We start from the raw sequence: 19,248 nt of genomic DNA on the forward strand, positions 1-19,248 counted from the left end.
CTTTGGTGTCGGCCAGGCCCGGAGCACCACCGGTGTCACCGACGACGGCGGCCGGACCGGCGGCGGGAGGGGCCGCCACGCCTCGCGAGCCGCCGCCGACACCCCCCACGACGACTCCCGGTCCGAACACCCCGCCCTCGTGCAGATCTGCGACCTCGCCGGCCGCCCCCGAGGCGTCGGCTTCCTCGTCGATCACCACGGCACCCTGCTCACCAGCCACGAAGCCGTCGACGGCCTGCCCCGGCTGGTGCTGCACACCGCGGGCGGCGATCTGACCTGCGTGGTCGCCGCCGACGCCGTCACCCCGCTGCCCGACCGCGACCTGGCCCTGGTCCGCACCGAGGGCCTGGGGCTCGACCCGCTGCCGCTGACCGTGCGGGAGCGGATCGACGCCGGCACCTACGTACGCATCCCCGCGGGCTGCTGGCGGGAGGCCAGGGTGCTGGCCGCCACCGAGGCGACCTACACCGCCACCGACCGCTTCCACCTGATCCAGGACGCACTGGAGCTGGCCATCGGCACCGCGGGCCGGGACGCGCTGCGGCTGGGCGGCGGTGCGGCCGGGGGACCGGTGCTCGACGCGGAGACCGGCGCGGTCCTCGGCGTGCTCGGCACCGCCCTGCACTCCGCACAGCGCGACACGGGCTTCGCGGTGCCGCTGCGGCCCGCCGGCGACCCCCTCGCCGAGCTGCTCGCCCGCAACGCGGCCACCGTGCCGGCCTACGGCGCCGACCTCAACCTGGCCGGCATGCTGGAGCTGGCCGCCACCTCGGTCGGCCAGGACGGCCCGCAGGGCTTCCTCGCCGGCGCCGTAGAACCGGTCGAACGCACCGGCGTCACACGGGAGTTGGCCGCATTCACGGACGGCGACCGGGCCGTGCTCGGACTCGTCGGCGCCCCGGGAAGCGGCCGTACGACGGCGCTCGCGGCCTTCGCCGCCCGCCGGGCCCGCGGGGAGCGGCCCGCCCCGACGCTGTGGCTGCGCGGCGCCGACCTGGAGGACGCCGACGACTCCGTGGCCGACGCGGCCCGCCGCACCCTGGAACGGGCCGCCCGGATCGTCGCCGCCGCCCGGTCCGGCGGCCCCGAATGCCTCGGCGGCCTCACCCCCGAAACCCTGGCGCACCACGCCGCCCGGGCCGGCCGCCCGCTGCTGCTCCTCCTCGACGGCCCCGAGGAGATGCCGCCCGTGCTCGCCCACCGCCTCCCCGAGTGGACCAGGGAGACGGCCGCCTGGCTGCGTACGACCGGGGCACGCCTGGTGGTGGCCTGCCGGGAGGAGTACTGGGAACGGGCGGGGGCGGAATTCCCCGCCGACCTGCTGCACGCTCCGGCGGTCCCGGCAGCTCCGGCCGCGTCTGCGGTCCCCGCCGCCCCCGCCGCCCTCCCCGACGAGCCCCCGGCGTCCCTCCCACCCTGCCTGCAGCTGTCCGACCTGACGGAGGACGAGGCCCGCCTCGTCCGCGCCCGCCACCAGCTCCCGGACGGCCTCCTCGCCGACGGTGACGCCCGGCACCCGCTCACCCTCCGGCTGCTCTCCGAAGTGCGGGCCGCCGCCCCGGACGCACCCGTCGCCGGGCCGGTGGACCGGCACGAGGTGTTCGCCGCGCACCTGGACCTGATGTGCCTGCGCGTCGCCGTCCGGCTCGCCGCCGAGAACGGTCTGCGCGGCACCGCCGTACGCCGGCTCGCCGCACGCGTGGCCGGGCAGGTGCACGAAGCCGCCCGGCGCAGCCTCGGCCCCGGGCAGGGCGAGCTGGACCGCGCCTCCTTCGAGGCCGTGTTTCCCTGGGGGCCCGCCCCGGCCCGGCTCGGCGGCGGCACCGGGTGGGCGTCCGCCGTCCTGGCCGAAGGCCTGCTCGTCCCGGCCGGCCGGGGCTACCGCTTCGCCCACGAGGAGCTGGCCGACTGGATCCAGGGCACGCACCTCGACCTCGACGAGGCCCTGCACGCCCTGGTCCACCGACCCCGCGCCCCGCGCGAACCCGTCCCGGTGCCGGTGCCGCACCATCGCGTCGGCCCCGTTGTCCAGGCCCTGCTGCTCCTCGCCAGGCAGCACGGAGACCGCCAGCTCGCCGCTCGGCTACGGGACTTGACGGACGCCCTGGACCGCGACCCGGACTCCTGGTGGGCCGCCCGGCTGCTCGCCCGCACCCTCCTCCAGGTCCCGGACGCGACGCCGTACACCGACGTGCTGAGGCTGCTCGCCGAGCGGATCGTCGCCTGGCGCCGCGCAGGGCGGCCCGTGCCCACCGAGTTCGGTCCCGCCTTCTGGGCCGAGCTGCCGGCCGGCCTTGCCGAACGGCTCGACCTGCTGCGCCGGCTCGTGCTGGCCGACCGGACGCCACCGGAGGCCGGCGGACGCTACCTCGACGCCGCAGCCCGGCTGCTCTGCGCAGCGCCCGCCGTAGTCCAGCCGGCGCTGACACGCTGGTTCGACGACGAACGGCCGCTGCCCGCCACCCCGCACGCCACCGTCGCGACCGCCGCCCAGGCGCTGCTGCACACCCACCGGCACGGCGCGCTGGACGAGCTGACCGAGATCCTGGTGCGAAGCCCGCACCGGCGCGCCGACGAACTGCTCGCCACCCTCGCCGAGGACGAGCCGTCGGCCGTCTGCCGGGCCGTCGACCGCTGGGCGCACGACGAGCGCCCCGCCCGCCGGGCCGCGGTCGTGACCCACGGCCTGCGCGCGGCGCCGCACGCCCGCTCGGACGCCGATCGCGAACTGCTGCGCTACGCCGCCCTCACCCTGCTCGCCCGCCCCGCCGACCGCTCCCTGCACGGCGGCGCCCTCGCCCTGCTGGTCCACGACCCGCGCACCCGCGACCGGCACCTCACCGCGGCCCTGCGGCACTTCGCCGACGGCGATGCGCAGTTCCCGCCCAGCGCCCTGGCCCCCGCCCTGGCCACACACCCCGAACCGGTTCTCGAGGCCTTCCGCGCCCGGCTGCGCGGCCCGGACCCCGGCGAGGCGCTGCGCACGCTCACCGACGTCACCACCCCGGCCCTGGCCCGCCGCGTCGCGGTCCTGCTCCAGGAGGCGGCGCGGACACACCTCCAGGCGGCCGGGCACATCGCCGCCCACATCGACCGCCGCCTCGCGCAGGGCCCCACCACTCGTCCGGTCCTGCTGCCCCTGGTCACCGGTCTGCTCGACGACGCCCCCGAACCGCTCCGCGCCGCCCTCGCCACCGTTCTCGCCGCCGCCGGCACCCCCGCCTCCCGCCCGCTGCGCCGCGAGCTCCTGGAACTGCTGCTCGTCCGGGAACAGGAACCGTCCGTGCTGGACGCCGTCCTGCACGCGGCCGCCGAGCACGGCGACGGCCGGGAGGAGGAGGTCCGCGGGCTCGTCCACCGCACCGGTCTGCTCCTCGTGCGCACCCCCGAGGGCGCCACCCGCTTCGACCGCGGACTGGTGGACCTGGGCAGGCACGTGCCCGGCTTCGCCGCACGGGTGGCCGCCTGGCTGGCCGCCACCCCGGAGGAGTGGGCCGCCGTGGTGGGCCCCAGCACCCGCCGCACCCTCGAGAACCTGGCCGCCGCCGTACGCGTACCGGCGTGACCAGTGCCAACAGGGTTGCCGCGAACGTGCGCCCGGTCACAGCGTCGATACCGATGCGGGCCCGGGGCACCCGGCATGGCACCCTTAGACCTGCACAGAGGTCAAGGTAGACACGGACACGGGTTCGAGGAGCGGTCACAGTGCAGCGCTGGCGTGGCTTGGAGGACATCCCCGAGGACTGGGGGCGCAGCGTCGTCACCATCGGTTCCTACGACGGCGTCCACCGCGGCCACCAGCTGATCATCAAGCACGCCGTCGACCGCGCCCGCGAGCTGGGCGTCCCGGCGGTCGTCGTCACCTTCGACCCGCACCCCAGCGAGGTCGTCCGCCCCGGCAGCCATCCGCCGCTGCTCGCCCCGCACCACCGCCGCGCCGAGCTGATGGCGGACCTGGGCGTGGACGCGGTCCTGATCCTCCCCTTCACCACCGAGTTCTCCAAGCTGTCGCCGGCAGACTTCGTGGTGAAGGTCCTGGTGGACAAGCTGCACGCGAAGGCGGTCGTGGAGGGCCCGAACTTCCGCTTCGGCCACAAGGCCGCCGGCAACGTCGAGTTCCTCACCGAACAGGGCAAGGTCTACGACTTCGAGGTCGAGGTCGTCGACCTGTACGTCACCGGCGAGGCGGGCGGCGGGCAGCCGTTCTCCTCCACCCTGACCCGCCGTCTGGTCGCCGAGGGCGACCTCGAGGGCGCCCGCGAGATCCTGGGCCGCCCGCACCGCGTGGAGGGCGTGGTCGTCCGCGGTGCCCAGCGGGGCCGCGAACTGGGCTTCCCGACGGCCAACGTCGAGACGCTCCCGCACACCGCCATTCCCGCCGACGGTGTCTACGCCGGTTATCTGCACGCTCAGGGCGAGGCCATGCCGGCCGCGATCTCCGTCGGCACGAACCCGCAGTTCGACGGCACCGAGCGCACGGTGGAGGCGTACGCCATCGACCGCGTCGGCCTCGACCTGTACGGCCTGCACGTCGCCGTCGACTTCCTGGCCTACGTGCGCGGGCAGGCGAAGTTCGACTCCCTCGAGGCCCTGCTGGAGCAGATGGCCGCGGATGTGAAGCGCTGCCGGGAGATCGTGGCGGCGCAGGAGTAGCACTGCCCGGCCATCGTCTGCCATGGCCTTACGACATGAAAGGGCGGCCGGTGCCATGAGCACCGGCCGCCCTTTCATGTGCTGCTACTGCTGCTGCGGCGGGGGCTGCTGTCCCTGCGGCGGCTGCTGTGCCTGTCCCTGCGGGGACTGCTGTCCGTGCGGGGGCTGCGGGTAGCCGTAGCCGTACGGCTGGCCGGGCTGCTGCTGGGGCGGCTGGCCCTGCTGCGGCGGGTAGGGCTGCCGGCCCGGAGCTGCCTGCGGGTAGGGCTGCTGGCCTGGGGCTGCCTGCGGGTAGGGCTGCTGGCCTGGGGCTGCCTGCGGGTAGGGCTGCTGGCCCGGCTGGGGCGGGTAGGGCTGCGGCGGCCCGGTGTACAGCTCCTGGCCGGGTGCCTGGGGGTATGGCTGGCCGGGCATCGGCGGGGCGGCCACCGGCGGCGGGTTGCCGTCGCTGGTCCACAGGCCGTGCGCCTGCTGGTGCCGCACGAAGTCCTCGGCGACGAGCGCGGCGAGGTTGAAGTACGCCTCCCGCGTCTTCGGGCGCATCATGTCGAGGTCGACCTCGGCACCGGCGGCCAGATGTTCGTCGAAGGGCACGACCACGACCGCGCGGGTGCGCGTCTCGAAGTGCGCCACGATGTCCTCGACCTTGATCATCTTGCCGGTCTCGCGGACACCGGAGATCACGGTGAGCGAGCGGGAGACCAGGTCCGCGTACCCGTGCGCGCCCAGCCAGTCCAGCGTCGTACTGGCGCTGCTCGCGCCGTCCACGGACGGGGTGGAGATGATGATCAGCTGGTCGGCGAGGTCGAGCACCCCGCGCATGGCGCTGTACAGCAGACCCGTGCCGGAGTCGGTCAGGATGACCGGGTACTGCCGGCCGAGCACGTCGATCGCGCGCCGGTAGTCCTCGTCGTTGAACGTGGTCGAGACGGCCGGGTCCACGTCGTTGGCGATGATCTCCAGACCGGAGGACGCCTGCGAGGTGAACCGCCGGATGTCCATGTAGGAGTTCAGGTACGGGATCGCCTGGACGAGGTCACGGATGGTCGCCCCGGTCTCCCGGCGCACCCGCCGGCCGAGCGTACCGGCGTCCGGGTTCGCGTCGATCGCGAGGATCTTGTCCTGCCGCTCGGTGGCGAGGGTGGAGCCCAGCGCGGTGGTCGTGGTCGTCTTGCCGACGCCGCCCTTGAGGCTGATGACCGCGATCCGGTAGCAGGAGAGCACCGGTGTGCGGATCAGCTCCAGCTTCCGCTGCCGCTCGGCCTCCTCCTTCTTGCCGCCGAGCTTGAACCGGCCGCCCGCCGCCGCGGGTCGCCCGCTCTTCGCCTTCTGCTTCCTGTTGTTGAGCAGCCGGTCCGAGGACAGCTCGACGGCGGCCGTGTAACCGAGTGGCGCGGCACCGGGGTTGGTGGGCTGCCGCTGGTCGTGCTGGATGGGCTGCGGCCACCCGGCGCCGGACCGCGGATCCACCGGAGGCTGCGGGGCCTGAGGTGCCGCCTGCGGAGGCTGAGGTGCCTGAGGTGCCGCCTGCGGAGGCTGAGGTGCCTGAGGTGCTTGGGTTCCGTCGGCCGCCGGGCCACCCTCCGGCCCCTGCGGCGGCTGCGGGAAGCCGTAACCGCCGGGCTGCCGCTGGGCGTTGGGCTGGGGCTGGGCCTGGGGTAGGGGCGGCTGGGGGAAACCGTAACCCCCGGATTGCTGCGGGGCGTTGGGATCGCCGGGCGGCGGAAAGCCGTAACCGCCGGGCCCGGTGGGTGCGTTGGGGTTCGGCTGGGGTACGGGCGGCTGCGGGAAGCCGTAGCCGCCCGACGTGCCGCGGCCCGCCGGGTTCGGCTGCAGTCCCGGTCCTGCGGGGTTCGGGTGGGGTCCGGGGCCCGCGGCCGGCTGCCCGGCTGCGTGCGGCTGACCGGGCTGCGGTGCGGTGGGTGCGCCGGGGTGGCCGGCCTGGTGCGGCTGGTGGGGCTGGTCCCAGGCGGCGGGCGCGGGCTGCGGGGCCTGCGGCTGGAACGGGGGTTGCTGGCCGGGCGCACCGCCGGGCACCTGCGCGGCCGTCGGCTGCGGCTGATCGGGCAGGGGACCGGGCATCGGGCCGGGCTGCTGCTGCGACGCGTTCGGCTGCCAGGGCCACTGGGTCGCCGGAGCGGGCGCGGCGGGCTGGTAGGAGGGCGGCAGCGGGGGGACCCCGCTCTGCGGCGCGGGCGGAGGCGCCCAGGCGGGCACGGCGGGCGGGGCGTCCTGGGCAGGCGCGGGCGGCACGGCGGCCTGGGGCGCGCCGGTCCCTGAAGTGCCGTCCGCCCGGTTGCCGTGGTCCGGTGCGCCGGGCTGAGGCGTGCCGTCCGGGGTGGCGGCGTCCTGCGGCGGGGCGTCCTGCGGCACTGCGTCCCGCGGCGCGGCGTCCGCGGATCCCGAGGCGTCCGGAGCGGCCGTGTCCGGTGTGGCCGCGTCGGACGTGACGTCGCCGGACGTGGTGTTCTCGGGAGAGTCCTCGGGAGCACCGGCCGAGCCCCCGGCCTCGGCACCAGCGTTGCCCTCGGCCGTGTCCTCGGCCGTGTCTCCGGCCAGAGGCTCGTTCTCGTCCTCGACCGCGTCGGCCTCGGCGGCGGTCTCGTGCCCGGGGCCGTCCTCGGCGGCGATCCCGTCCGCGGGCCTGTCGTCCGGCGGTTCCTCGGCACCTTGCGCGACACGCTCCGGAGCGGACTTCTCGGGCGCGGACTTCTCCGGCACGTCGGACCCGGTATCGGCCGGGCCTGCGGCCGTGTCCTCCGCGGAGCCCTCGTCGCCGGAACCGGTCTGCTGCCCGGCGGCGGCCGCGCGCTCGGCGATCTCGGCCATCTCGCGCTTCAGGGCCACGGCGGAGAACCGCATGGTGGCCCCGCTCTCCAGGTCCCCGTTGTCCGTCCCCGGCTCGACCGCACCGGCAGGCGCCTCCGGCTGCGCCTGCTGTGCGGGTGCCTGCCGTTCGGGTGTCTGCTGTGGAGGTGTCTGGTGCGCGGCGTGCGGCTGCTGCGGCTCGAATCCCTCCGGCAGGCGGGGCATCGGCACGGGACTCCCGACGGGCGGTGCGGGATCGCCGATGGGTGGCGCGGGCGGGGCGGGCGGGGCGAAGGGGGCGCCCTGGGCCGCCGGGGGCGCGGTGTAGGGCGCGGCGTGCGCCGGCGGGGGCATCGGGGCCGAGGAGGGCGCGCCGGACGGACCCGGCGCGTTCTGCGTGTACCAGGCGGGCGGCGCGTAGTCGATGGTGAACTCGCCCGTCATCTCGATGGCGGACTCCGCGTCGGTCTGGTCGTCGTCGGGTGTGTCCCAGCCCCCGCGGATCCCGTCCCGATCGCTGTTCACAGTTCCTCCTGGTGTGGTCGAACACCCTCATGCCGTGCCGGGGCGACCATGTCGTGTCGTTCCGAGTCGTCCGTAGTTGTTCGGGGTAGCCCGAGTCGGCGGTCCTCCCCCTGGGACACCGATCGCCCGGTCAACGGGTCGTGTCATCGCGCCCGCTCCCAGCCTAATCACCACGAGCCGTTCCTCGGCAGGCCCGCCCGGCCATGAGTACGTGTCCGCCCGTTCACAGCGCGCCCCGAACCGCCCCGCAGACCCCATGGTTCGCCGGGGGAATTGGGGATCAATCAGCAGGCACGTGACGAACCGGGAAGGCGGATACCTGAACAAAAGTGATGCGGAAGGGAAGTTCAGTCCATCCGGCGCGGTGTGCCCAACAATCCGATCTCGGCGTCGGTGGGTTGGGTCAACACGTACTGCCGGTCACGGTCCGTGCACCACAGAGTGACGCCGTCGGGCAGCGTCGGCAGCGACTCCACCTCCGTCCGCGTGAGGCCCATGGTGCGGCCGAGTTCGGCGGCCTCGTCCGGGGACACCCGCTGGATGCCGGAGAGCCGGGCCTGGCGCAACAGCCGGGGCGCGACGGGGCTGAGATACGGCAGCAGGGTCAGCACCGACTGCCAGGGCCCGGACACCACGCGTCCGCGGGGCGGCCGCATACCGCAGTCCCGCACCACCAGCACCGGCGTGCCGGCGGACGCACCCTGCGGCGGCACACGGCCGACGTCGAACACGGACAGTCCGTTCTGCCCACCGCCCATGGCATGCACCATCTGCATCCAGGCCTGCGGCCGGCCGGTCTCGACCGCGACCCGGGCACCGGTGGCCGCAGACCGCAACGCCAGCACCTGCGCGGTCCACAGACCGCCGATCAGCACGATGTCGTACGGCGTCGGGCGGTTGATGCCCAGCACGGCCGGCTGGCCCTCGGCGTCGACACCCGCCACCACGCCGTCGTCCCCGATCGGCAGGGCGAGCGCGTCCAGGTGCTGCGCGGTCAGCCCGTGCCGGCCGTGCCGGGGACCGATCAGGCCCAGTCCGTGTCGGAGCAGTTCCACCGCCCGGCGCGGACCGGACGGCGCCGGCGCCTCCGTGCCCGGCGCCGAGGGCATCGAGGACATCGGGGGGATCGTCGTCGTCACCGCGCGCCTCCGAGGGGCAGTGTGGCCAGCATGCCGGGCAGTTGTTCCCGATCGAGGCGGGCCAGACCGGCCCCCGCCTGCCGGGCGGCGCTCTCCAGCGCCCGTCGTGCCGCGACGAGTTCGTCATCGCTGCGTCCGGTCACCCGCAGATGCGCGGACAGGATCACTTCCTGCTGCTCGCCCTGCGTGAGGGTGAGGCTGAAGGTGGTCGCCAGGGCCGGTATCGCCGTGACCCGGGCGACGAACTGTGGCAGCGACTCGCCCCGGCCGCCGCCGAGTTGGGGCCAGCGCCTGACCCAGTACGTCGTGTGCCGCCGGTTGTCGCAGCGCCAGCTGCGCCCGGACTCCTCCGTGCGCCGCTCGCGGGTCTCGCTGCGCCCCGCCTCGGCGGTGACCAGCGGATTGGCGCAGGCCGAGGTGGCGAGCGCGGCGATCAGCTCCTCCTCGTCGAGCACGCGCGCCCGGAACCCGGCGCCGGTCAGCCGGCTCGCGAGATGGTCCACGGTCCGCGCGACGCACTTCTGCGCACCGAGCAGTCCACCGCCGCGCGCGGCCACGGCCTCCGCGCACAGCTCAGGGTCCAGCTTCAGCGCGATCCAGGTGATACGCACCGCCGGAGCGCCCGTCTGCTCCTGCAGCGGAAGGTAGTTGGAAACGGCGACGGACTGCTGGGGCAGGTGCAGCGCGGGCGCCGGCTGGGTGTGCAGCACGATCTGGGCCGATTCCAGCCGGATCCCGTCCACCTCGAGTGCGTCCCGCACCAGGGCGACCGGCAGCGGCTGCCGGCTCCGCTCGGCCCGCAGCGCGGTCGAGTCGGCCTCCACCTGCAGTACGGCCGTGACGAAGGTGCCGTCCCCGACGATTCCGACCGGACGCCGGTCACGCGGCCCGTGGGAGTACGTACGCAGGGCGGGATCGCACTCCACGGCAGGAACCAGCCCCGGCTCCGTACCCGGTGATATCGGTGTGCCGGCGGCCCGCTTCTGGCGTGCCCGCAACTCCCGTGCGGTGGCGAGCCACTCGGGCAGCGACCTGCCCCGCCGTCGTACGAAGGCCAGCAGGATCAGCGCCAGGGCCACGACTGCGGCGGGCACGAGGGCCCCCATCCCGAGGGCGAACCCGACGACGAGCGAGGCGACCGCCAACTCCACCAGCACGAGCCGTTGCAGACGGAATGAACCGGCCCGGCCCGGCCGGGGCCTGAGGCTGAAGGTGACCGGCTGTCCCGCCGTGCCGTGTTGGGCGGACGACCCGCCTGCCGGCGCCGCGGACGCAGCCGTGCGGCCTCGTGCCGCCGATCGACCGCGCGCTCGCGTCCGCGTTCCGGAAGCCATTACGACATCCCCCCGATTTGCTCACAACTCGCTGGAACCAGGCCACTGAACAAGGCCTTTGAGGGCCCAGGTACCCTACCCGCTCCACGAGACCTGCTCCGTAACAGGCATAGTAGGGGCCGGGTCCGACAACGGAGGGCGGGGGAGCGTGGTCCCCGGGCGCGCTCCGCGTGAGTCACGGGGAGAAAAAGGCACAGATGGCATCTCGGCGGGACCAACTCAACGCCTACACCTTCGCGAAGCGCCGCATGCTCGCGTCGTTCGTGCAGTCGTCACCGGATGCCTCCGACGAGGGGGCGCCGCGGCCGCTGCGCGCCATCCTGCCCGGCGCCGTCGTCGGCGCCGTCGTCCTCGCCGCCTTCGGCGCCTGGGGCATGTTCAAGCCGACGGCCCCGCAGGGCTGGGACAAGCCCGGCCAGAACGTGATCATCGCCAGCAAGTCCACCACGCGGTACGTCGTTCTGGAGACGAAAGGCAGGGTGCAGCTCCACCCCGTCCTCAACATGGCGTCCGCCAAGCTCGTCCTCAACAGCCAGAGCGACGTCAACGTCGTCACGGTGGACGAGTCGATCCTCGACAACGGCAAGATCCCGCACGGCGTCACCATCGGCATCCCCTACGCCCCCGACCGGCTGCCCTCCGACAAGGAAGCCGGTACGGCCAAGGAGTGGGCCGTCTGCGAACGCCCGAGCGGCAGCGGCAGTTCCATCCAGAAGGCCGCCTTCGTGCTGGCCGAACGCGACCAGAGGCTGACCGGGGGGCCGCAGAGGCTGCAGGGCGGCGAACTGCTCTACGTCACCACTCCGACGGACAAGAAGCGGTATGTGGTGGACGGGCAGGGCACGGCGTACCCGGTGGACTCCTCGGACCCCCTCCTGCTGCAGACCCTCGTGGGCGCGGACCGCAAACCGCAGCAGGTGACCCAGGCGTGGATCGACACCCTGCACCAGGGCGACCGGATCAGCTTCCCGTCGATCAACGGCGTCCCGGGTGCCGGCGCGAACGCACCCGGCGAGCTGGGCGGCGCCGACAAGGTCGGTATGGTCCTCAGGGCGCCGGTCAACGGCCACGAGCAGTATTTCGTGGTGCTGCCCGGCCGGGTCGCCCCCATCACGGACTTCGTTGCCCAGCTGCTGCTGACCAGCAGGAACCTCGTCAAGCTCGGCCAGGCCGGACACGCCCAGGAAGTCAGTGCGGGCGCCATCACCCGGGGCACGCCCTTCGCGTCCGAGTACAAGTGGCCGACGCAGAAGCCCAGTGCGGTCAACGACGCCTCCACCGCCGACGGCAGCCGCAACACCATCTGCAACGTCCTGGACCGCGTCGACCCCGACAACGGGAACACCACGCTGACCACCTGGGCGGGCAAGGACTTCCCGGCGGTCCTGCCCACCGGATCCTCCAGCGCCTACGTCACCGCCGGCTCCGGCCAGCTCTACCGTCAGTTCCAGGGCACCGCGACCAAGGACGGCTCGCTCTTCCTGGTCACCGACACCGGCCTGCGCTACGCACTGCAGTCCAATGACGACAGCGCCACCGACGACAAGGGCATCGGCATCACGCCCAAGCAGCGCAGCGAACTCCAGCAGGAAGCCAAGCTGGCCCAGACCCGCCTCGGCTACGCGGGCGTGAACCCGGCGCCCATCCCCGCCGCCTGGTCGGAGTTCCTGCCGACGGGCCCGCGCCTGTCGACGGCGGCCGCGCGTCAGCCGCAGGGTTCGTGAGGAGCACTCCGATGCGATCCACACTGCGCACCCGTATGACCCTGGCGACGGCGCTGGCCATCACCGCCTCGCTGCTGGCGGCCCCGATGGCCGCGGCCGACTCCGCGTCCGACCAGTGCACGTTCTCCAAGAACAACCACAAGTACACCGGCACGCCCTGGGCGTTGCAGCGGGTCAACCTCGACGAACTGTGGAGCCAGTCGAAGGGCAAGAATGTGAAGGTGGCGGTGATCGACACGGGTGTCGACACCACCAACCCACAGCTGACCGGCGCAGTGGACGCGTCCCTGGGTGAAAACCTGCTGCCCAGCAAGGTCAAGGGTGAGTCGATCGACCGGGGCAACAAGTACGGCACGACCGACACGGTCGGGCACGGCACGCGCGTGGCGGGCATCATCGCCGCCCGCCCCATGAAGGGCACCGGCTTCGTCGGTCTCGCCCCGGAGGCGACGATCGTCCCGATCAAGCAGAACGATGCCGAGGGCCATGGCACGGCGGCCAGCCTCGCCGCGGCGATCAGGCATGCGATCGCGGTGAAGGCCCAGGTCATCAACATCTCCCAGGACACGGCCAAGGCCGTGCCACCGGGCGGCGACCTGCACAACGCGATCAACGAGGCTCTGCACAACCAGATCGTCGTGGTCGCCTCGGCGGGCAACGACGGACTCGACGGCAATGTCAAGCCGACGTACCCCGCCTCCTACGACGGAGTCCTCGCCGTCGCCGCCTCCGACCGCAACAACGAACGCGCGGCCTTCTCCCAGTCCGGGAGCTGGGTGGGAGTCGCCGCCCCGGGCGTCGACATGATCTCCACGGTGCCCAAGGGCGGCCACTGCTCCGACAACGGCACCAGTTTCTCCGCGCCGTACGTGGCGGGCGTGGCCGCCCTGATCAAGGCCAAGCACCCCGACTGGACGGCCGGGGAGGTCGTCGCCCAGATCGAGCAGACGGCCGAGCGATCGATCGCCGGTCACGACCGACTGGTCGGCTGGGGCGTGGTGGACCCGGTCCGCGCCCTCACGGAGGACGATCACCCGATCGAGACGCCCCACCCCGACGCCGGCCTCACCCACGCGGAGGCCCCGACCCCCGCCAAGCTCACCCTCGGCGAAACCCCGCAGGAACGCACTGCCCGCATCGCCACGTACGTGGCCATCGGCGCGGCCGTACTGGCCGCGGGCCTGGGCGGAGCCGCGGTGGCCCTGCGGGACGCCCGGCGGAGGCGGCGCGGTTCGGTGGGGCGGGCATGACATGCGGACACAGGTCCCGCGTCGACTGACTGACCGACCGACCGACTCGGACGTACCAGCTCCCACTCGGCCCACGCCATGCGTCGACCCTTCCCGGCACTTGCCGGCCATTGACTCTTCGACAACCTGACGACCGCTTTCCCACGGAGAAGTTTTGTGGTTGCAAAGTTCCCGTCTCACTGAAGCGCGGCGTCCCATGCCCTGGACGCATGTGAAGTTTCTGCGCAGATGCCGGGATGCTTCTGTCTTTATTGGCCACCTTGTCGGTCTTGGGTGGCTCCAGACCCGGTCACTTCGGGACACCATTGCAACTGAACTGTCGCAGAGCTCAGTTGGCCGAGAAATGCACAGTGACTACAGTGGTCAGCGATGGATCCGGGGGTGCGGGTGCGCTTCCCCGGTCTGTCGGCAGCTCGACCAACGGGGAACGGGGAAGGGGCCACGGTGAGTGACGGTGGCAGCGCGGATCTGAGGCGCGGCGCCGACGCGCTGGCGAAGTTCAGCGGTGGGTTGAAGGATGCGCTGACGACGTTCGAGAAGTCTCCGGCGAACCCGTCGGAGCTCGGGCATCACGGACTTGACCGCCAGTCGTTCGGCGGTTCGAAGATCCCGTTCCCCGAGGCGGACTACCTGCACCAGAAGTACTCGGACGTGCACGGCGTCCTCATGGACATGTCGGCAACCTTGAGCATGCACATCGAGGCTCTGCAGTGTGCGGCGCACTCGGCGGATACCACGTACGACGGCACTGAGGAAGAAGTGCGGCGTCGGTTCTGGGAGATCAAGGCCAAGCTCGACAAGGAGTACGAGAAGACGCACCCCAAGAAGGACCAGCAGCCCCGGAAGGACACGAGGCAGCACACTGACGGCAAGTCCGCGGGGGTGAGCTCCCAGTGAGCGACGACTGGAAGCAGAAGCCCGAGTACCAGAGCGGTATCAAGGAAGCGAACGGGTTCGCCAGTGCGTCCGACGCGCTCGGCACGGTGAAAAACTTCTTCAGGGGCACGCCGTTCGGCAGCAGCCAGTTCGACGAGTGCGATCTCAACGACATGATCGACGTGGTCGAGCACGCCAACCCCGAGCATCTGGAGATGGCCGGCAAGGCCATCTGGGATGCCCGTGACGCCGTCATCACCGCCGCCAAGGACCTGCGTAAGTACGTCGACCAGGTCGACTGGGAGGGCGAGGGCGCCAAGTCCTTCCAGAAGTACGCCGCGTCACTCCTCAAGTGGGTCGGTGAATTCGAGGACTACGCTCACAACGTCGGTGCGGAGATCACCGCCGCCGGCACGGGCCTGGCCTCCGTACACATGCCACCCCGGGATACCCGGCCCGCGGGCGAGCAGAAGCGGCCCTGGCTGCTGCCAAAGGCCAAGCAGGTCGAGAGCAACCCGGACTACGTGCTCGCCCAACAGGTCGAGAAGAACCGGCAAGAGGCCATCAACCAGATGAACCGGTTGGGGTCCTACTACTCGGTGGCCGGCAGTGCGCTGCACACGCAGCCCAAGCCGTCCATGGCGCAGCTCGAGAAGCTGCCGGACTTCGGGGTGCCCCGGGTGTCGACCGGAATTGACGAGCAGCGGCGCAGTTACACCGCGGAGAGGCCGACGCCAACGGCTGAGGTCAAGCACAGCGTCGTGGAACACCATGGCGTGGCGCCTGTGTCCCATGGGGCAGAGACCGGAGGAGGTGTACCGCCTCTCAAGGAGGTTCACGAGCCCAGCGGGCATTTGGGCCACGATGTCGGCACGGAAATCAACACCGTGGGCACACTGCCTCCGCAGACACACACCACACAGCCCGGCCCCCCCGCACCCACGCTTCCGACTGCCGGTGGTGGAGGGCAAACGACCGTGCCCCCGCTGGCGCCCGGACCGATGGCGCCGACCATCGGGGGTACCACGGGTTATCGTCCGATCAGCCGGCTCCCGATTTCGGCGCAGGGGCGCACGGGCCCTTCGGGCACCGTAAGTGGGCGAGTGCCACAGGAACCCGAGGAGCAGACGGCTCGATCCGTTGCCGGCGGCCGGGGGCCGCAGGGCCCGATGGGGCAGGCTGCGCGAGCCATGGGACGTACGACGGCCCCGGCCGGTGAATCGGCTGTGCGTGGATCCACTCAGCAGGCCGGACGCTCCCCGCTGGGGCGTGGCGTCACAGGTGGAATGCCGAGGGTGACCAATACGCCTGGTGAAAGTGCCGGAGGGACCGGCCTCACCCGCGCGGTTCGCAACGGCGTCGTGGGCGGCAAGCCCGTCACGGGCCGTACGCCCGGAGAGACGTCCAATTCTCGGGTCCCGCGCGGTATGGTCGTCGGCGCCGAGGAGCCGGTCTCCTCAGCGCAACCGAAGGGTGCTCTCGGGCAGAGAGGCGTTGTCGGCGCGCCCACGGCGAAGGCGGATCCCGGCACGGGCCAGTCGACGCTGCGTTCGGCAAGCAACCCCGAAGGCGTGATCGGTGCGCCCCGGAATGCCGCCGGATCGACACTCGCAGACTCCGAGGCCAGTGCCCGTGGCGCAGGACTCGGCCGAGGCGCAGTCGGCAACCGCCAGGGCGCGAACGGTGAGACCGATCGTGATGGCGGCCCGGCTAAGAAGCAACCGCAGCGCCCGCCGCAGAAGCAGCGGCGTGATGCGCCACAGAAGCGTGACTGAACACAAGCGAGGACGTACACGGGCATGAAGCCAGGGACCGGTCGGCGCGGCAGAAATATTGCCCTCTTGAGGAGGCGCAATGTGAGACGTCTGGCGGCAATGTGTTCGGTGCTGGGCACACTGGTCATTGCGTCGGCTGGGCTGGCTCCAGGAGCGGCGGCAGAGGATATTCAGCCGAAGCAGTGGTATCTGAACGCCATGGGTGCCGACGAAATATGGAAGCACAGCACTGGTAAAGGGGTGAAGGTCGCCGTTGTCGACTCAGGCGTGAATGCCGCGACGCCCTCGCTCAAGGGGCAGGTGCTGGTCAATCAAGTGCCGAAGTCTGTCGCGTACAAGGCGGCCGAGGACAATGACGGTCATGGCACAGGCATGGCTGAGATCATTGCCGGTACGGGAGCGGGTGGCGGTGTCAAGGGGCTGGCACCGGGAGCAAAAATCATTCCCTACCACGTCCAGACCGCGAAGGACCGAAGTGGCGATGACGGGAAGTTCGCGAACCTCGCCGATGTGATTCGGGCGGCCGCCGACAGCGATGCCGAGATCATCAACATGTCCATCAGTTTCCCGTACCCCGACTCGGATGAGGCTGACGCCGTCAAGTACGCCGCCTCCAAGGGGAAGTTGATGTTCGCGGGCATCGGTAACGACGGAGAGAAGGGAAAGGCGTCGTATCCGGCCGTCTACCCGTACGTCGTCGGTGTGTCCGCGACCGACAAGTCCGGGACAGTGGCAAAGTTCTCCACAAAGAGTGATTATGTGGACTTTGCCGCACCAGGGGTCGGAATCCCCGGCTGGTGCGACGGCACGTTCACCAAGTACTGCGACACCGAGGGAACCAGCCCCGCCACCGCCATCGCCTCCGCCTCCGCCGCCCTCGTCTGGTCGGCTCACCCCACCTGGACGGCCGACCAGGTCTTGCGGACCCTCCTCGACACCGCGGGTCGCTCCTGGCCGAAGGACAAGCCCAGTACGTACCTCGGCTACGGCCTCATCCGCCCGCGCCGAGTGCTGATCGACAAGAACATCGACCCGGGCCCGGCCAACAAGGACCCCTTGTACGCCGAGAACGGCACGGACGCGAACGCAGACGTCACGGCCACTCCGAGCCTGTCGGCGGCGCCTTCTTCCGGGACGTCGGCCAAGGGCACCGGAAACTCCAGCGGCCCCACTTCCGCCGCCGCGAAGGACTCCGGCTCCGGCGGTAGCACGCAAACCTGGGTGATCGTCGGCGCCGCAGCCGCCGTACTAGTCGTCGGAGGCGTCGGATTCGCCGTGCTGCGTGCACGCCGTAACGCCTGACCGGTCTCCCGCACAGCTGCTCGTTCGCCGAATGGGCAGAGGTCCGCTTGCCGACCGTGCCGTCTTCGGAATTCGGCGCCAGGCAAGGCCAGTTCACAAAGAAAGGCATCGAAGTGGCAGCAGGCACTCAGAAGATCACCAAAGAATCGGTCGCAGGTCTTGAGCAGAAGCTTCTGGCGCAGTTCGACGACATCAAGGGTCAGCTGGGGCGCCTCCAGCACCTGATCGACTCGATCGAGGGTCACTGGAAGGGCATCGGCGCCGGCGCGTTCAACCAGAAGCAGACCGAGATCAACGAGCACATGGTCCGGATCGGCAACATCCTGGTCGGGTTCATCGAGTCGATGAACACCACCATGAAGATCAACGACCACACCGAGGACCAGGTCCGCGCCACGGTCCAGAAGATCGACGTGAATCTCGGTGGCTCGCACTCGGCGCTGACGCACTACTGACAGCGGCCGGACCACCACTTTTCAGCAACGGAGGAATCATGGGCGTCAACAACAGTGGCGTGACGGAAGTCCATTACGACGGTCTCGACCAGATGGCGACCGAAATCGCCAACCAGGCCCAGAAGCTCGAAGCCAGCCTCGAGACGATCAAGGGCGAGGTCCAGAAGGTCTCGGGCATGTGGGAGGGCGAGGCCCACCAGGCGTACACCCGGAAGCAGGCCGAGTGGGACAAGGAGGCCCGGGCCATCCACGAGGCCCTGGTCGCCATCGGCCGCGCCGTGCACGCCGCCGGCGGCGACTACATGGGCGGCGACAAGAAGGCCGCCAGCTACTTCCAGTAAGCGGCCGGGACCATGAGCACGTCGTGGTAACGGGGTGGGCACGCACGGAGGGTGCCCACCCCCTGTCGTGCCCGGGACGGACCCGGCAGAGCGCAAGAGTCAGGACGGGACATGCACGCCACAGGCACCACGGATGTGGCCGCCGGGGAAGAACCGGGCAGAGCCGCGAAAGCGCAGCGGCGGGTGGGCCCCTACCGCCTGATCACCGCGCTGGACGATCCCCGCACCAAGGTGCCCGTTCCGGAGCGGCGGTACATCGCCCGCAGCGCCGACGGCCGGCACACCGCGCTGCTCTCCCTTCCCCTCCCCGGTCGTGATCCCCACCTCTTCCTGGCGGAGGCCGACGCCTCCCGCTACCTCCTCGGCCCCTGCGCGGCACCGGCCACCGCCCTCGCCGGTCCGGGTGAGCCCGCCTGGTGCTCCCGCCCGTACCTGCCCGTCCTGCCGCTGCCGACCGCCCTCGCCGTACACGGCGGTCCGCTGCCGGAGCGGACCGTACGCGCGCTCGGCCTCGCTCTCGCCGAGACGCTCGCGATCGTGCACGGCCAAGGACTGACCTTCGCGGGCGTGTCTCCGGCGGCCGTCCTGCTCGCCGCCGACGGACCCCGCCTCACCTGCTTCGGCGCGGTACGCGCAGCCGGGCCCGACGGTACGTCCCGCTCGGGGCTGCCGGGGCTCGAACCGGGCAGCCTGCCGCCGGAACAGGCATCCGGCGGGCACCCGCGTCCCCTCGGTGACGTGTACGCCCTCGGAGCGACACTCGCCTACGCGGCCACCGGGTACACGACACCGGAACAGGACGAACTTCCCGCCGCATTCCGTGCTCTGATCGCCCGGTGTCTCTCACGCGACCCGGGCAACCGCCCTCAGCTGGCGGAGGTGACCGACGCCATGGGCGGTGGGCCGGACAGCAGTTCCGCCGCCCTCGTGGGCCCCGGATGGCTCCCCGGACGTGTTGTGGCGGCCCTCGCCCATCAGTCGGCGGCCGTCCTCATGGCCGAGATCCCCCACGAGACCGCCCCCGCGTCGCCCACCGGTCCGGTATCCCACTCGAACTGAAGACAGC

Annotated in this window: 13 protein-coding genes; 10 read left to right on the forward strand and 3 right to left on the reverse strand. The window is 71.9% G+C overall.

The genetic code is table 11. The features are described 5' to 3' along the window. The first annotated feature begins 139 nt into the window (after positions 1–139). A complete protein-coding gene (locus tag ABZ919_RS12800) occupies positions 140–3,565 on the forward strand; it encodes a trypsin-like peptidase domain-containing protein (RefSeq protein WP_361246430.1) in 3,426 nt (1,141 codons plus the stop codon). Between the two features lie 140 nt (positions 3,566–3,705). Beyond that, positions 3,706–4,653: a bifunctional riboflavin kinase/FAD synthetase gene (locus tag ABZ919_RS12805; RefSeq protein ID WP_361246351.1), complete on the forward strand. Its 948-nt coding sequence runs from the start codon at positions 3,706–3,708 to the stop codon at positions 4,651–4,653. Between the two features lie 84 nt (positions 4,654–4,737). Here ABZ919_RS12805 and ABZ919_RS12810 read toward each other — a convergent pair whose 3' ends face one another. From ABZ919_RS12810 to eccE, 3 genes are all read right to left on the reverse strand, one after another. Then, positions 4,738–7,986, reverse strand: coding sequence for an SCO5717 family growth-regulating ATPase (locus ABZ919_RS12810; protein ID WP_361246353.1), 3,249 nt, complete (start codon positions 7,984–7,986; stop codon positions 4,738–4,740). 347 nt (positions 7,987–8,333) lie between these two features. Further along, entirely contained in the window at positions 8,334–9,104 is a 771-nt protein-coding gene (locus tag ABZ919_RS12815; RefSeq protein ID WP_361246356.1) for a hypothetical protein, read from the reverse strand. 17 nt (positions 9,105–9,121) lie between these two features. Beyond that, entirely contained in the window at positions 9,122–10,459 is a 1,338-nt protein-coding gene (eccE, locus tag ABZ919_RS12820; protein ID WP_361246359.1) for a type VII secretion protein EccE, read from the reverse strand. Between the two features lie 197 nt (positions 10,460–10,656). Between eccE and eccB the strand changes: the two genes are divergently transcribed. The 8 genes from eccB (at position 10,657) to ABZ919_RS12860 (ending at position 19,241) form a co-directional block, all read left to right on the forward strand. Beyond that, the gene (gene eccB / locus ABZ919_RS12825) at positions 10,657–12,183 is read left to right on the forward strand and encodes a type VII secretion protein EccB (protein WP_361246362.1); all 1,527 of its coding nucleotides are present in this window, start codon (positions 10,657–10,659) and stop codon (positions 12,181–12,183) included. Between the two features lie 11 nt (positions 12,184–12,194). Continuing rightward, positions 12,195–13,433 (forward strand): type VII secretion-associated serine protease mycosin, encoded by a 1,239-nt coding sequence (mycP, locus tag ABZ919_RS12830; protein WP_361246365.1) that lies wholly within the window; start codon positions 12,195–12,197, stop codon positions 13,431–13,433. 444 nt (positions 13,434–13,877) lie between these two features. Beyond that, entirely contained in the window at positions 13,878–14,330 is a 453-nt protein-coding gene (locus ABZ919_RS12835; RefSeq protein WP_361246368.1) for a hypothetical protein, read from the forward strand. Further along, complete coding sequence (locus ABZ919_RS12840; RefSeq protein WP_361246371.1) at positions 14,327–16,084, forward strand: hypothetical protein; 1,758 nt, start codon at positions 14,327–14,329, stop codon at positions 16,082–16,084. Before ABZ919_RS12835 ends, ABZ919_RS12840 begins: the two co-directional genes overlap by 4 nt. Before the next feature lie 99 nt (positions 16,085–16,183). Beyond that, positions 16,184–17,386, forward strand: coding sequence for a S8 family serine peptidase (locus tag ABZ919_RS12845; RefSeq protein ID WP_361246433.1), 1,203 nt, complete (start codon positions 16,184–16,186; stop codon positions 17,384–17,386). A 113-nt stretch (positions 17,387–17,499) separates the two neighbouring features. Further along, complete coding sequence (locus ABZ919_RS12850) at positions 17,500–17,841, forward strand: WXG100 family type VII secretion target (RefSeq protein WP_361246374.1); 342 nt, start codon at positions 17,500–17,502, stop codon at positions 17,839–17,841. 38 nt (positions 17,842–17,879) lie between these two features. Then, positions 17,880–18,182, forward strand: coding sequence for a WXG100 family type VII secretion target (locus ABZ919_RS12855; RefSeq protein ID WP_361246377.1), 303 nt, complete (start codon positions 17,880–17,882; stop codon positions 18,180–18,182). Positions 18,183–18,293: 111 nt separating this feature from the next. Beyond that, positions 18,294–19,241, forward strand: coding sequence for a serine/threonine protein kinase (locus ABZ919_RS12860; protein WP_361246380.1), 948 nt, complete (start codon positions 18,294–18,296; stop codon positions 19,239–19,241). Positions 19,242–19,248 lie beyond the last annotated feature (7 nt).

Source organism: Streptomyces sp. NPDC046759 (genome assembly GCF_040645475.1).
GTDB lineage: Bacteria > Actinomycetota > Actinomycetes > Streptomycetales > Streptomycetaceae > Streptomyces.